This is a genomic window from Pseudomonas syringae (genome assembly GCF_001698815.1).
Lineage (GTDB): Bacteria > Pseudomonadota > Gammaproteobacteria > Pseudomonadales > Pseudomonadaceae > Aquipseudomonas > Aquipseudomonas syringae_A.
Map to the genome: position 1 here is coordinate 51088 of NZ_LGSI01000005.1, position 14115 is coordinate 65202.

At 59.2% G+C, this 14115-nt stretch carries 11 protein-coding genes; 4 read left to right on the forward strand and 7 right to left on the reverse strand.

From position 1 onward, the window contains the following. Positions 1–73: 73 nt before the first annotated feature. The 3 genes from AFK24_RS01190 to AFK24_RS01200 form a co-directional block, all read right to left on the reverse strand. A complete protein-coding gene (locus AFK24_RS01190) occupies positions 74–334 on the reverse strand; it encodes a DUF3077 domain-containing protein (protein WP_065831502.1) in 261 nt (86 codons plus the stop codon). A gap of 531 nt (positions 335–865) precedes the next feature. Further along, positions 866–1027, reverse strand: a complete 162-nt coding sequence (locus tag AFK24_RS01195; RefSeq protein ID WP_020290879.1) for a YqaE/Pmp3 family membrane protein — start codon at positions 1025–1027, stop codon at positions 866–868. Between the two features lie 180 nt (positions 1028–1207). Further along, entirely contained in the window at positions 1208–2419 is a 1212-nt protein-coding gene (locus AFK24_RS01200) for an aminotransferase class III-fold pyridoxal phosphate-dependent enzyme (protein WP_065831503.1), read from the reverse strand. 181 nt (positions 2420–2600) lie between these two features. Between AFK24_RS01200 and AFK24_RS01205 the strand changes: the two genes are divergently transcribed. Then, positions 2601–3512 (forward strand): LysR family transcriptional regulator, encoded by a 912-nt coding sequence (locus AFK24_RS01205; protein ID WP_065831504.1) that lies wholly within the window; start codon positions 2601–2603, stop codon positions 3510–3512. A 267-nt stretch (positions 3513–3779) separates the two neighbouring features. On the opposite strand, the gene AFK24_RS01210 is transcribed toward AFK24_RS01205, so the two are convergent. From AFK24_RS01210 to AFK24_RS01225, 4 genes are all read right to left on the reverse strand, one after another. After that, positions 3780–5558: an acyl-CoA dehydrogenase C-terminal domain-containing protein gene (locus AFK24_RS01210; protein WP_065831505.1), complete on the reverse strand. Its 1779-nt coding sequence runs from the start codon at positions 5556–5558 to the stop codon at positions 3780–3782. A gap of 215 nt (positions 5559–5773) precedes the next feature. Then, a complete protein-coding gene (locus AFK24_RS01215; RefSeq protein WP_065831506.1) occupies positions 5774–7072 on the reverse strand; it encodes a GGDEF domain-containing protein in 1299 nt (432 codons plus the stop codon). Positions 7073–7928: 856 nt separating this feature from the next. Continuing rightward, the gene (locus AFK24_RS01220; protein ID WP_065831507.1) at positions 7929–9734 is read right to left on the reverse strand and encodes a phenylacyl-CoA dehydrogenase; all 1806 of its coding nucleotides are present in this window, start codon (positions 9732–9734) and stop codon (positions 7929–7931) included. 334 nt (positions 9735–10068) lie between these two features. After that, positions 10069–10365, reverse strand: a complete 297-nt coding sequence (locus AFK24_RS01225; RefSeq protein WP_065831508.1) for a pyrroloquinoline quinone biosynthesis protein PqqE — start codon at positions 10363–10365, stop codon at positions 10069–10071. 334 nt (positions 10366–10699) lie between these two features. Here AFK24_RS01225 and AFK24_RS01230 point away from each other — a divergent pair, with 334 nt between their 5' ends. From AFK24_RS01230 to AFK24_RS01240, 3 genes are all read left to right on the forward strand, one after another. Then, positions 10700–11509 (forward strand): helix-turn-helix transcriptional regulator, encoded by an 810-nt coding sequence (locus AFK24_RS01230; RefSeq protein ID WP_065831509.1) that lies wholly within the window; start codon positions 10700–10702, stop codon positions 11507–11509. A 236-nt stretch (positions 11510–11745) separates the two neighbouring features. Continuing rightward, complete coding sequence (locus AFK24_RS01235; RefSeq protein WP_065831510.1) at positions 11746–12879, forward strand: ABC transporter ATP-binding protein; 1134 nt, start codon at positions 11746–11748, stop codon at positions 12877–12879. An 80-nt stretch (positions 12880–12959) separates the two neighbouring features. After that, entirely contained in the window at positions 12960–14111 is a 1152-nt protein-coding gene (locus AFK24_RS01240) for an ABC transporter substrate-binding protein (RefSeq protein WP_065831511.1), read from the forward strand. Positions 14112–14115: the final 4 nt, after the last annotated feature.

Sequence of the window (14115 nt, forward strand, 5' to 3'; positions counted from 1 at the left end):
GGTAGGAGCGAACTTGTTCGCGTGGCGTGAAATCGAGTGAAACCGGAACGACGCCTCGCCAACAAGTTGGCTCCTACAGCGATCGCGCGGGATTAGGCGAATCCGTCAACACCACCGACGCCTCGATCAAATGCCGGCTCATGTCGATCAGATGCTGAATCGCGCCATTCATAGAACGGCAGGTTTGCAGATCGGCATCCGACGTTTCGGCAGACAAGGTCGAAGCGCTGGCGAGCAGATACACGGCTTGTTCGAGGGCGTGTTGCAGGGTGATGTTGGGTTGGACGAGAAAATGTCCGGAATTGCAGCTGACAGGTGATAAACGTTTATTCATTTACAGACTCTCTCAAAGATCATGCCACCACCAATCACCGTCAAACGATTGGGTGGCAACTGTGTGCAGGTTGACGGACCGGTGAGAGAAACCCGGCGCACCCGAAAGTGCCCCACACACAGCCGCCATAGACGTCCGTCTCGCGCAGACATGTGCACGAACGAAACGAAAGAGGCTGCGTTGGAAACTCTCAAAATCCAGGCCGTCAAACCCGATCACGGATGTGCCGTGATGCTGGCGAGGATAAGGAGAGATTAGGCGAGGGTCAACCAGAGAGGCCAGCGCAAAGGCGACCCGTTGGAGCGAGGCTTGCCCGCGAATCGTGCTTCCAGTCGACATCTTTATCGCCTGGGATAACGCCTTCGCGGGCAAGCCTCGCTCCAACGAGAGTCAGCGGTGCCTCGAACGTACGTAGCGCTGCAAGATTCTGTGGGAGCGAACTTGTTCGCGAAGGCGGTGTGTCAGGCCATGATGAGGTAACTGAACTGGTGCCTTCCCGGATGAATCCGGTCCCACGAAAGACAGGCGGTGTTACTTACGGCTGGCGATGATGTAGACCGCGTGAATGATGCCCGGGAAGTAACCCAGCAGGGTCAGCAGGATGTTCAGCCAGAAGGCGCCAGCGAAACCGACTTGCATGAACACACCGACAGGTGGCAGCAGGATGGCGAAAATAATACGAATGATGTCCATGGTGTAGCTCCAGATTAAAGCGGCTCTCATAAGCCACACAGCTAATCGACCTGCGACAAACGGCGGAGGTTCCCTAACCTCTGGCTACGAGCCATTACTGCATGTAAAAAAGCCCCGTGCCAAACGGATCCGGCACAGGGCGACGCGCATATAACGCGAGACGGTTCGGAAATTAGGGACTCAGGCCAGCAAGCCTCGACTGGCCTTCAATTGGGCGGTTTTGACTCGACTCAATGCTCGGGCCAGCCGTTGCAGCATCTCGTCGACATTGGCCTGGCTAACGGTCAGCGCCGGGGAAAACCTCAGGCAATCCGGCTGCGGCGCATCGATCAACAAGCCCTCGGACTGCGCAGCCGCCACCACTTGCGCCGCCCGGTCCTGCTCCAGACTCAAGCCCCAGAGCAGGCCTTGGCCGCGCACTTCGCCGAGTCGAAAGCGCTGGGCAAGGCGCGTCAGCCCCTCGCGCATGTGCTCGCCGCAATCGCGAACCTGGCGCAGAAACTGCGGCTCCTGAACGCTGTGCAGCACGGTCAGGCCAGCGGCGATCATCAATGCATTGCCGTCAGCAGCGCCGGGAAACTCTGGGGCCTCAATGCAACATGCCGTGCCCCGAGCCAGCAGCGCCGCCAACGGCACACCACCGCCCAGGCCTTCGCCGAGGACGACGATATCGGCGCGCACGCCATAGGTGACTTCGCACAGCAAGCTGCCACAACGGCCAATACCGGTTTGGGTTTCGTCGAGAATCAACAGGATCCCGAGTTCCCGGCACAACTTCTCCACGCCCTGCAGGTATTCATGAGTTGCCGCAATCACGCCGGCCTGACTCTGGATCGGTTCCAGCATGATCGCGACCGTCTGGGCGTCGACCGCCGCATGCAATGCGCCCAGGTCGTTGAACGGCACCTGATTGGCAACGGCGGTCGCGTGCATCCCGAGGCTGGCCGTGATGACTCCGCCAGCGCCACCGCGATGCACCTCGCCCCACTTGCGGGCCAGCTCGATAGCACCTTCGCAGGCCTGACTGGCGCTGCTGAAGAACCAGGCCTGATCGCTGCGAGTGCTCAGACACAAGCGCCGCGCCAACTCCAGCCCGCTGCGATGCGAATGGCCGGGGCCGGGGCTGATCAATGTTTGCGCCTGAGCATTGAGCGCCTGGAGCAGGACCGCCGGGCTGTGGCCAAGGCTGTTGGCCGCGCCAGCCTGCATGAAATCCAGATACACGCGACCTTGCGCATCCCACATCCATGATCCTTGACCGCGTACGAATACCGGATCGCAGTGGTCGGGTCGCGACACTTTGCGCTCCTCAGGTTCGGTAACGTGCACGGATTGAATGCAGGGCAGTTCCTGCGCATCGACATTGTTGCGCAGTAGCCTGAACAGATTCATGGATGAAGTCCTTGGTTTTCACCAGGTTCTTGGTTTTTCGCTTTTCCTATGTAAGCGATATCGTTTCTTACGCTGCTCATCGCGACTTCCGGCTCTGTGGCCCTTTGAATACGCGCTAGACTATGCCGTTTCCGGTTTTCCAGCCATTTCGATTTTCCAGCTTTTTCAATAAGGTTTACTTATGGATTTTCGCCAACTGCGCTATTTCGTCGCGGTCTACGAAGAGGGCCACGTGGGGCGCGCCGCAGAACGACTTTCCCTGTCGCAGCCTGCGCTGTCGCAACAAATTCGCCATCTGGAAGATAGCCTGGACGTCAGCCTGTTCGAGCGCAGCAGCAAACGCCTGTTGCCCACTCTCGCGGCGCATACGCTGTACAACCACGCCGTGCCACTGCTCGATGGTCTGCAGCAGGCCCGCGAAGCCTTGCGCAATTTCAAGGGGCAGTCGTTGCGCACCTTGGCGATTGGTGTGCTGCAAACCGTGCATTCCGGCCTTGTTCCGCAAATGCTCGAACGCGTGCGAACGGCCCAGCCGCATCTGGTGGTGCAAATCTATGAGCTGAGCGGGATGGAAGTCGAACGACGGCTGCTCAATGGCTCGCTGGACATTGGCATCAGCTACTTGCCGCCGCGCCAACCGGGATTGCATGGCCTGCCGCTGTATGAGGATGAATTGAAACTGGTGATCCCGGCCGATCATCCACTGCGCGAATTCAAGAAAGTCTCACTGGCCCAGGCCGCAGAGCTGCCGATGTTGCTGCTCGGCGAAGAGTTTCAGGTGCGACAGATCTGGCAGACACAACTGGCCAACCTCGGGCGACGGGCACATGTGCAGGCCGAGTTGAACAATATGACGGGGATTCTCGACAGCCTGGCGCATACCAGACTGGTGACGGTATTACCGGGCAGAGCGCAGCACCTTCAGGAAAACACCGAGCTGCTGTGGAAACCCCTGAGCGAACCACGCGTGCCGCTCAAAGTCGGGCTGGTGTATCGCGATGCACAGCGGCAACAGGCCACGCTGGAGTTGTTGCAGAGGGTATTGGCAGAGGCGTTGCAGACCAATCGTGGCGAGACGCCCGGCGAGCACTGAATTGCGGACATTCAGGTTGTTTGAAGAACGTAGTAGTTTTCAAATGACCTGAAAAAGAAAACCCCGCCGAAGCGGGGCTTTACAGACTGTTTCCCTGACATCCATTTCTTCCCGCCATCCTGGCAGGCATCCCTACGTGTCCCTGTTATGTCTTGGTGCGCTTCCTGCGCTACGTCCATGGATTTAGATTAACTTTGGATCCAGTTGGGCGATATGGCCAATCAGCACCAGGACATGTAAGCAAATGCTTACACGCTGTAGGCTGCGTCAGAATTGCGACGCCTCCAAAAGGAACAGCGATTCGCTGCCTGCTTTTACCGACGCGCTCAACGAATGAATACGCGGCAGCAGACGGGCAAAATAGAAGCGTGCGGTACCCAGTTTGCTGGCGTAGAAGTCGTCCTGAACCTCTTTGCCCGACGCGGCCTTGGCCATCATCGCCCACATGTAGGCATAGGCGGTGTAACCAAATACATGCAGGTATTCCACCGACGCCGCGCCGATTTCGTTGGCGTTGGTACGCGCGCGATCCACGACCCAATGCGTCAGTTCGTCCAGCGTATCCAGGGCGGCGCTCAATGGCTGGGTGAACTCGCTCTGGGAAGCGTCGGAGCCGGCAATGAACTGGCGGATTTCATCGGCGAACAGTTGGTAATACGCGCCGCCGTTGGCGACGACCTTGCGACCCATCAGGTCCAGGGCCTGAATACCGTTGGTGCCTTCGTAGATTTGCGTGATGCGCACGTCGCGCACCAGTTGCTCCTGGCCCCATTCGCGAATATAGCCGTGGCCGCCGAAAACCTGCTGGCCGTGGATCGTGGTTTCCAGACCCAGATCAGTCAGGAAGGCCTTGGCCACCGGTGTCAGCAGGGCGACCAGATCGTCAGCGCGCTGGCGGGCAGCGTCGTCTTCGCTGAACTTGGCGATGTCCAACTGGTTCGCAACATAGGTCGAAAAAGCCCGGCCGCCTTCGTTACTGGCTTTCATGGTCAACAACATGCGACGCACATCCGGGTGGACGATGATCGGGTCGGCGATCTTGTCCTTTTGCTGCGCGCCGGTGGGTGAACGGCTTTGCAGGCGATCACGGGCGTAGTCGACAGCGTTCTGATAAGAGCGCTCGCCGGACGCCAACCCTTGAATACCAACGCCGAGACGCTCGTAGTTCATCATGGTGAACATCGCCGCCAGGCCTTTGTTCGGCTCGCCGATCAGGTAGCCAACCGCGTCATCGAAGTTCATCACGCAGGTGGCGGATGCCTGAATGCCCATCTTGTGTTCAATGGAACCGCAGGCAACGGTGTTGCGCGCGCCGAGGCTGCCGTCGGCGTTGACCATGTACTTGGGCACCAGGAACAGCGAGATGCCTTTCGGGCCAGCCGGTGCGTCCGGAAGTTTGGCCAGCACCAGATGAATGATGTTTTCGGTGAGGTCGTGTTCGCCGCCGGTAATAAATATTTTGCTGCCGGTCACTTTGTAGGAACCATCGCCTTGCGGTTCGGCCTTGGTGCGGATAATCCCCAGATCGGTGCCGGCGTGGGCCTCGGTAAGGCACATCGAACCACACCAGATGCCCGCGTACATGTTGGGCAGATACGTAGCCTTCAGCTCTTCAGTGGCGTGGGCGTTGATCGACACGCAGGCACCGGAGGTCAGCATCGGATACAGGCCGAACGCCAGGGTCGCGGAGTTGAGCATTTCCTCGACCTGGGCCGAGACCGCCTTGGGCATGCCCATGCCGCCGAATTCCGGGTTGCCGCCAACGCCGACCCAACCGCCTTCGGCATAGGTTTGATAGGCCTGCACGAATCCGGCTGGCGTGGTGACCACGGTGTCCTTCCAGTGGCAGCCTTCTTCATCGCCATTGCGGCTCAGTGGCGCAATGCTCTTGCTGATGACTTTGCCAGCTTCTTCGAGGATCGCTTCGACGGTTTCAGCATCGACAGTTTCGGCCAAGGCCGGGAGCTGCGCCCAGAGGCGGGAAACGTCGAAGACTTCGTTGAGGACGAAACGCATATCGCGCAGCGGAGCTTTGTAGTCAGCCATGGCAAACCTCGCAAGAACAGGAGCAGTACGCCTGAAAGAGTGATCCGCAGACGCTGTGCGGACCTCGGTATCGATTGGGCTGAAGTGTAACTGAACACCGGGAGCGACACATAGGGTCAACTCGTGACTATTAATAATGCTTTAGTCACATATTTCTTGCGGACGAAAAAAACGCGGCGCTCGTCAGTCACCGTGCCTTGGGAACACCCGTGGGATCAGCCCGCCGCGCCGACCATGCGTACCGCGCCGCGTTTGTTGACGTTGCCATTGGACATCACACAGTTGCGGCCAGCACCTTTGGCGGCATACAGCGCCTGGTCGGCGGTCTTGAGCACTTCTTCCGGCGTGCGATGCTCCGGCTGACGTTCAGCGACGCCAATGCTGATGGTTACTGACACGCTGGAAGCCTGGGCCGCACCCCGGCGCTGACGACCTTGCTGGTCGTCTTGAGGTCGGTTGTCATTGTTGCGCAACAGAATGTCGTAGTTGGCGATGGACTCGCGGATCGCTTCCAGATGCGGCAGGCATTCTTCCAGCGTCTTGGCAGCGAAGACGATGGCGAATTCTTCACCGCCATAGCGATAAGCCTTGCCGCCGCCGCTGGTGATCTTCGACAGCTTGCTGGCCACCAGTCGCAGCACCTGATCGCCAACGTCGTGGCCGTGAGTGTCGTTGAATTTCTTGAAGTGATCGACGTCGCCCATCGCCAGCACATAGTTGCGACCCAGGCGCTGCATCCGCTCGTTGAGCGCGCGCCGCCCCGGCAGGCCGGTCAGTTCGTCGCGGAAGGCCATTTGATAGGCCTCGTGAGCCACCGCCGCCGCAATCATCAACATCACCTGGCTGCACAGGATGTTCAGGGTAAACGGCAGAATGAAGGTTTTCGGCAACGCCCAGAGCAGTCCGACCAAGCCGACCAGCTGCGCGGCATGCAGCGGCCTCGGTTTACGCACGTACTGCACGACCAACAGGCTGAAAGTGATCAGGAACATCAGGTAAGAAAGCTGGATCAGGCTCATCCACGCGCCATGCAGCGCGGGCCAACGGATCTCGGCGAGCCAGCGGAGCACGGTGTCCGGATAACTTTGCTCCAGCCCCAGCGCAACCGCGCCCACCGCAAGCAGCACCGCGAGCCGGGCAATCATGTCCTGGAAAAGATGCGTGCGTTCTTCCCAGGCGGCGTACACGCCGAACATCAACGGCAGCAGCAGGCACACCAGATGAAAGACCACCGCCGCGTCTTCGCGCACCTTGCCGAAATCGCGGAAATAATCGGTCTGGGTGTCGAGCAGGAAGTAGGCAATGTAGACGGTGATCATCAGAAACAGCTCACGCTGCCGTCGATAAACCCCGCAATACGCGCCGCCGAGCAACAGCACCAGTGTCGGCAGAACGTTGAACAAGGAGGTAAAAAATACGTTCAAATCCTTAACGTACGCAGCCGCAAGCCCCGCAAGCAGCAATACCAGCGATGGCAGGAAATGGCTAAGACGTAGAGATGAAGAACGCAGCAAAGTGAATGTCTCCTACCCGGCATGGGCAAAGATCTCAGTTGATGGCATTGTGCCCTCATAACCAGATAGCAGGCTACTTTCTTTAACGGCAGGAGATGGGAAAGGTTTATTAACGCGCCCCGTTCAAACGGTAGGTGGGGACTTGTCCCCGAAGCCGGTGGCACAAGCGGCGTAATTTCACGGGTAGATTTGTCGTCTGGAAATCACCCTCGGGGACAAGTCCCCTCCTACCGATAGCGCTGCGTCAGACGCCCACAAAAAATCCGCTTCCCCAAAACGAAGGAAAGCTTTGAATTTACCTGCGCGCCCCGTTCAAACGGTAGGAGGGGACTTGTCCCCGAAGCCGGTGGCACAAGCGGCGTAATTTCTCGGGTAGATTTGGCGTCTGGAAATCACCCTCGGGGACAAGTCCCCTCCTACCAACAGCACTGCGTCAGACGCCCACAAAAAAGCCGCTTCCCAAAAACGAAGGAAAGCTTTGAATTTACCTGCGCAGCCCGTTCAAACGGTAGGAGGGGACTTGTCCCCGAAGCCGGTGGCACAGGCGGCGTAATTTCTCGGGTAGATTTGGCGTCTGGAAATCACCCTCGGGGACAAGTCCCCTCCTACCAACAGTGCTCCACAAAAAAGCCGCATCCCCAAAACGAAGGAAAGCTTTGAATTTACCTGCGCAGCCCGCTCAAACGGTAGGAGGGGACTTGTCCCCGAAGCCGGTGGCACAAGCGGCGTAATTTCTCGGGTGGATTTGGCGTCTGGAAATCACCCTCGGGGACAAGTCCCCTCCTACCAACAGTGCTCCACAAAAAAGCCGCTTCCCCCCAACGGAGGAAGCGGCTTTGCGTGAAGCCGGCGGTGCTTAGTAAGCCAGGCCGAAGTCTTCTTCTTTCATGTCCATCAGGTTGCTGGCGCCCGACAGCATGGTTGCAACGTGGGTGCGGGTACGCGGCAGGATGCGTTGGAAGTAGAAGCGCGCAGTCTGCAGCTTGGCGGTGTAGAAGGCTTCTTCGGTGGTGCCCGCTGCCAGTTTTTCGGCAGCAACACGCGCCATGTCAGCCCAGAAGTAAGCCAGGCAGGCGTAACCGGAATACATCAGGTAATCCACCGAAGCGGCACCGACTTCTTCGCGATCCTTCATGGCGGCCATGCCCACTTTCATGGTCAGCTCGCCCCACTCTTTGTTCAATGCAGCCAACGGGGTGACGAATTCCTGAACGGCTTCGACGCCTTCGTTGTTCTGGCAGAACTTGTGGACGATCTTGGTGAAGCCTTTAAGCGCCTCGCCTTGGGTCATCAACACTTTACGGCCCAGCAGGTCCAGCGCCTGGATGCCGGTAGTGCCTTCGTACAGCATGGAAATGCGACTGTCGCGAACGTTCTGCTCCATGCCCCACTCGGCGATGAAGCCGTGACCGCCGTAGATTTGCACGCCATGGTTGGCAGACTCGAAGCCCACTTCAGTCATGAACGCCTTGGCAATCGGCGTCATGAACGCCAGCAGTGCGTCGGCCTGTTTCTTGGCTTCTTCGTCCTGGCCGTACTTGACGATGTCCACCAGCTTGGCGGTGAAGTACACCATCGCGCGGTTGCCTTCGGCGAACGCTTTCATGGTCAACAGCATGCGGCGCACGTCAGGGTGCACGATGATCGGGTCAGCGGCTTTTTCAGGCGCTTTCGGGCCGGTCAACGAGCGCATTTGCAGACGATCGCGAGCGTATTTCAGGCCGCCCTGGAAGCCGATCTCGGCGTGGGCCAGACCTTGCAATGCAGTGCCCAGCCGCGCGGTGTTCATGAAGGTGAACATGCAGTTCAGGCCTTTGTTCGCCGGGCCGATCAGGAAACCGGTGGCCGCGTCGAAGTTCATCACGCAGGTCGCGTTGCCGTGGATACCCATCTTGTGTTCCAGCGAACCGCAGGTCACAGCGTTGCGCTCGCCAATGCTGCCGTCAGCGTTGGGCATGAACTTGGGCACGATGAACAGCGAAATGCCTTTGGTGCCAGCCGGCGCGTCCGGCAGGCGGGCCAGCACGATGTGGACGATGTTATCGGCCATGTCGTGTTCGCCAGCAGAGATAAAGATCTTGGTGCCGCTGACACGGTAAGAACCATCAGCCTGAGGCTCGGCCTTGGTGCGCAGCATGCCCAGGTCGGTGCCGCAATGCGGTTCGGTCAGACACATGGTGCCGGTCCATTCGCCGGACACCAGCTTGGTCAGGTAAGCGTGGCGCTGTTCTTCGGTGCCGTGCTCGGAAATAGTGTTCATCGCGCCATGGGACAAACCTGGGTACATGCCCCACGACCAGTTGGCTTCGCCGACCATTTCGCTGACAGCAAGACCGAGGGACTCAGGCAAACCCTGGCCGCCATGCTCGATGTCATGGGCCAGGCTTGGCCAGCCGCCTTCGACGAATTGCTTGTAGGCTTCCTTGAAACCGGTTGGCGTCTTCACGCCCGATTCGCTCCAGGTACAGCCTTCGGTATCACCGACACGATTCAGCGGCGCCAGAACCTGCTCACAAAACTTGGCGCCTTCTTCAAGAATGGCGTCAACCATATCGGGAGTAGCGTCCTGGCAAGCCGGCAGACTTTGATAGTGCGCTTCGTAGCCGAGCAGTTCGTCACGAACGAAGCGAATATCACGCAAGGGGGCCTTGTAGTCAGGCATAGCGATAAACCTCTGCTGTTGAATCCTGGAATGTATGACCGATCGGTCGCTGCGGGAAGGTTCCCCAACCACCGGACAAACTCGGATGCCTAGCGGTCAAACAGGTGTTTGAAACATACGTTTACGCCTGGGCCTTGTCAAGCGTGCCTAACGCGCCGTTCATCGTCGACTTCGCTACAAACCTTGCAGGCAAAGGGATGCAGCGAAGGATGAAGAATCCGTCGATGGCTTGAGTCTAGTTCAGCGAGTGGGCACAGCGGATTGGATAGAAGCGCGTGATGACAGAGGATTCAGCACGCAACGCCGTGCACGATTGCACGGCGAGAAGGGTCGATCAGGCGTAAGTGTCGATCAAGGTACCGAGCGCTTCGTCGCTGGCTTTTTGTACCGCTGCGCCAGCCTGAAACTGGGACTTGGCCGATTCCAGCTCAACGATATTGGCCGAAAGATCACTGCGCTGGGAGCGATCAACGGAACGCAGATTTTCCAGCTGGAAATCCGAAGACTGGCTTCTGCCTGAGACTTCGATATTGCTGCTGGCGATCTGAGTGGCCGCTTGATCGACACGAGATTGCCCAACCTCCATCGCGCTAAGGCCTGGATACAACGTGTTGTTCATACTGATTTGCATGTGTCGATCCTCCTGTTCTGATAACGAACACCTGCTATTGAAGCAGTAAAACTGGCAAATAGCCTGACAATTAGACTAATGGCACTTCGCCGCCTCATAGGCTGAGTCTTGGCACCCTGCGACTCAAGCGCGCAAATGTTACCAAGCGTGGCAGAGAGTGACAGCTCAGTGCTCACTCGCCTGAAAACGGTGCACGACCCAGCGCGCTCGAATCAGGCTATACCTAGTCTACGCAGGCGCTCGTGGCGGCGATGGTCAAAATCTGTGCAGTGGCGCACATCCTGCATCTTTTCCCCAACCTCCTTCAGTGGATTCAGCCGACCCAAGCCTCCCCATGCGCCCAAAGGAACTCAAACACTGGACCACCGGCATCGCCCACCTCCTCGATCTGCCGATGGGCGCCGCGCGGCTGAGTGGATTAAGCCAGTGGCTGAAGCAGATATGCCCGGTCGACCATTTCGTGCTGTTCGTTTATCAAGGCAATCACCGGCCGCTGGCCTTGTTCGATACCTTCACGCCGGACAAGCGCAAGGTCTATGTCGATGATTATCAGTGCGGGCCGTACCTGCTGGACCCGTTCTATCTGGCCTGCACACGCCGCCAACCGCCCGGCCTGTGGCGCTTGCGCCAGTTCGCGCCCGACCACTTCTACCTGAGCGAGTATTACCTGGCGTACTACCAGCAGACCGGCCTGGCCGAAGAAGTGGCGTTCTTTGTCGATCTGGGCGACGACACCACGGCGGTTTTGTCGTTGATGCGCGCCACGTCCAGCTGCGCCTTCAGCCGTGACGAACTGCAATTGATGGACTGTGCGCAACCCATCGTCGAGCAGGTCATCGGCGAGGCATGGAGCCAGTTCCACGCCGACAAACCGCGTCCGGCGCAGGATCTGGACTTCAAGATCCACGCCGCATTCGATCACTTCGGCGCGCATATTCTGACCGGTCGCGAGCAGGAAATCGTCCGCCTGCTGCTGCGCGGCCACTCCAGCGCCTCGGTGGCCGAGCAACTGTCGATCAGCCCCGGCACGGTGAAAATCCACCGCAAGAATATCTACGCCAAGCTGGGTATCTGCAGCCAGTCGGAGCTACTCGGGTTGTTCATTCGCGAGCTGGCCGGGCCGGAGATGGCGGCGACGGGGTGAAATCCGCCTGACGCTGAATGCGATTCGTTGGAGCGAGGCTTGCCCGCGAATCAGGCGCCTCGGTGAGCCAGATCCACAGCGTAATCGTTCTTCGCGGGCAAGCCTCGCTCCAACGGGCGGTGTTTGCTACGCGACAGCCTCTATCCCCCAAGGGATATATACAGCGCAAAACCCCGGTTGCTAGTTTGATCGCCATTGCAGAGACCGATGCACTGGAAATCACGCGAGCGCCAACGATGAGTGACAACAGCCACGCCAACGATATCGAGTTCCGTCACGTAGAGAAGCTCTACGGCAATCTGAAAGCCGTCAACGACCTGAGTTTTCAGGTGCGGCGCGGCACCTTTCATTCGTTTCTCGGCGGCTCCGGCTGCGGCAAGACCACCACGTTGCGGATGATTGCCGGCTTCGATCAGCCCAGCTCCGGCGAAGTGTTGCTGGCTGGCAAAAACGTCGCAGGCGTGCCGGCTTTTCAGCGCCCGGTGAACATGGTGTTCCAGCATTACGCACTGTTCCCGCACATGACCGTCGCCGAGAATATTGCCTACGGCCTGCGGTATCGAACCCCACGCCCGGACAAGAAAGAACAACGTCGCCTGGCCGACGAAGCGCTGGAGATGGTGCGCCTCAATGGCCTCGGGCATCGCAAGCCCAGCGAATTGTCCGGCGGCCAGCAACAGCGGGTGGCGCTGGCCCGCGCGCTGGTCAACAAGCCAACCGTGTTGCTGCTCGACGAACCGCTGGCCGCGCTGGATCGCAAGCTGCGCAAGGAGATGCAATCCGAACTGCTGCGCTTGCAGCGCGAAGTCGGGATCACTTTCGTGCTGGTGACTCACGATCAGGAAGAAGCGCTGTCCATGAGCGACAGCATCAGCGTGATGCACAGCGGCTCGATCATTCAGACCGCCACCCCGGAACAACTCTACGAAGCGCCAGCCAATCGCTATGTGGCGGACTTCATCGGCGAGTCCAATCTGTTCAATGGCACAGTCCGCCATCTGACTGGCAACTCGGTGGTATTGCGCACCGATCACGGCCTTGAACTGACCAGCCCGCAAACCCCGACCGGCATGGCGCTAAGCGCCAACACACCCGGCTGCATTGCGGTTCGTCCGGAGCTGATCAGCATTGCCGCGCCCAACGGTCTGCTGGCCCGCGACGTAACCCTGAACGGCTGCGTCGAGGACCGGATTTACCTGGGCAACCTCACGGAATACCGCGTGCGCACCGAGCCGTTCGGCATCGTCTGCGTCCGGGTGCCGCGCCACCTGGGCCAAGCCGGACCGGGTACCGATTTTGGCGGTTTTGAACACGGCGCCGCAGTGCGCGTTGGCTGGGATAACGCCAGCGGCCTGGCCATGGCTTTGTAACAGCTCGCTTTACCCTGCTTCGAACACAGCTCATTTCGAACACAGCTCATTTCGAACACACATCAGACCGGGAGATTGCCATGGACCAGAAGACTTTTATCAAGACGATGCGCAGCTGGCAGAACGGCTCGATCAGCCGTCGCGAATTTCTCGGCCGCACCGGTCTGGGTGTCGCCGCCGCCGTGGTCGCCACCAACATGCCCGGCCTGTTGATGGGCACCAAGGATTCCAGCGCGGGTGCGGCAGAAAAGAATATCGGTGATCGTCTCGGCCTGGCGACCTGGCCCAACTATCACAGCCAGGACAACCTCGATGCGTTTGCCAAAAGCACCGGCGCGCGTGTTGCCATGAGCGTGTTCGGCTCCAACGAAGAAATGCTCGCCAAGCTGCAAGCCGGCGGCAGCGGTTGGGACGTGATGGTGCCGACCAACTACACCATCAGCACCTACGTCAAACTGGGTTTGATCGAGCCGCTGGACCTGTCGCGCATCCCCAATTTCGACCCGGCCGCCTTCCAGGAAAAATTCATGGCGCAGGGCACCGTCGACGGCAAGGTCTACGCCGTGCCGAAAAACTGGGGCACCACCGGCATGGCCTACGACAGCGCCAAGCTCAAGGCCAAACCGACTTCGTGGAAAGAGTTCTGGGCCCTGGCGCAAGGTGAAGGTAGCGGCCGCACGATGATTCACGACTACCAACTGACCGCCATCGGCAACGCGCTGAAATCATTCGGCTACAGCTTCAATTCCCTTGATCCCAAAGAGCTGGCCGACGCGGAAAAACTGCTGATCGAGGTCAAGCCGCATCTGTTCGCGATCAACTCCGACATTCAGCCGTCGATGCGCAGTGGCGACGCGGTTCTGGCCATGTCGTGGACCGGTGATGCCTCGCAGCTGCATCGCGACATCCCGACCATGCAATACGCGCTGGGCAAGGAAGGCGGCGAGTTGTGGAGCGATTTCTTCGCCATCCCCAAGGGGGCCGAGCATCGCGATGCGGCCTATGCCTTCATCAATTACCTGCTCGATCCGCAGCACAACAAGCTGGAAGTGTTGAGCCACGGTTATCCGAGCGGCGACAAGCGCGTCGATGCCCTACTGCCCACGGCGATGCTCAGCGACCCGATCATGTACCCGGCCGCCGAGCAGTTGAGCCCGCTGGAATTCGGTGCCGCGGCAACGCTGACCAGCCCGTTGCGCGCCGAATTGATGGCCCGTTTCAAATCCGCCTGACCCA

Bases quoted from the DNA above. Each gene is read 5' to 3' on its own strand.
- AFK24_RS01190 (WP_065831502.1), bottom strand. From the start codon at position 334: ATGAATAAACGTTTATCACCTGTCAGCTGCAATTCCGGACATTTTCTC.
- AFK24_RS01195 (WP_020290879.1), bottom strand. From the start codon at position 1,027: ATGGACATCATTCGTATTATTTTCGCCATCCTGCTGCCACCTGTCGGT.
- AFK24_RS01200 (WP_065831503.1), bottom strand. From the start codon at position 2,419: ATGAATCTGTTCAGGCTACTGCGCAACAATGTCGATGCGCAGGAACTG.
- AFK24_RS01205 (WP_065831504.1), top strand. From the start codon at position 2,601: ATGGATTTTCGCCAACTGCGCTATTTCGTCGCGGTCTACGAAGAGGGC.
- AFK24_RS01210 (WP_065831505.1), bottom strand. From the start codon at position 5,558: ATGGCTGACTACAAAGCTCCGCTGCGCGATATGCGTTTCGTCCTCAAC.
- AFK24_RS01220 (WP_065831507.1), bottom strand. From the start codon at position 9,734: ATGCCTGACTACAAGGCCCCCTTGCGTGATATTCGCTTCGTTCGTGAC.
- AFK24_RS01225 (WP_065831508.1), bottom strand. From the start codon at position 10,365: ATGCAAATCAGTATGAACAACACGTTGTATCCAGGCCTTAGCGCGATG.
- AFK24_RS01230 (WP_065831509.1), top strand. From the start codon at position 10,700: ATGCGCCCAAAGGAACTCAAACACTGGACCACCGGCATCGCCCACCTC.
- AFK24_RS01235 (WP_065831510.1), top strand. From the start codon at position 11,746: ATGAGTGACAACAGCCACGCCAACGATATCGAGTTCCGTCACGTAGAG.
- AFK24_RS01240 (WP_065831511.1), top strand. From the start codon at position 12,960: ATGGACCAGAAGACTTTTATCAAGACGATGCGCAGCTGGCAGAACGGC.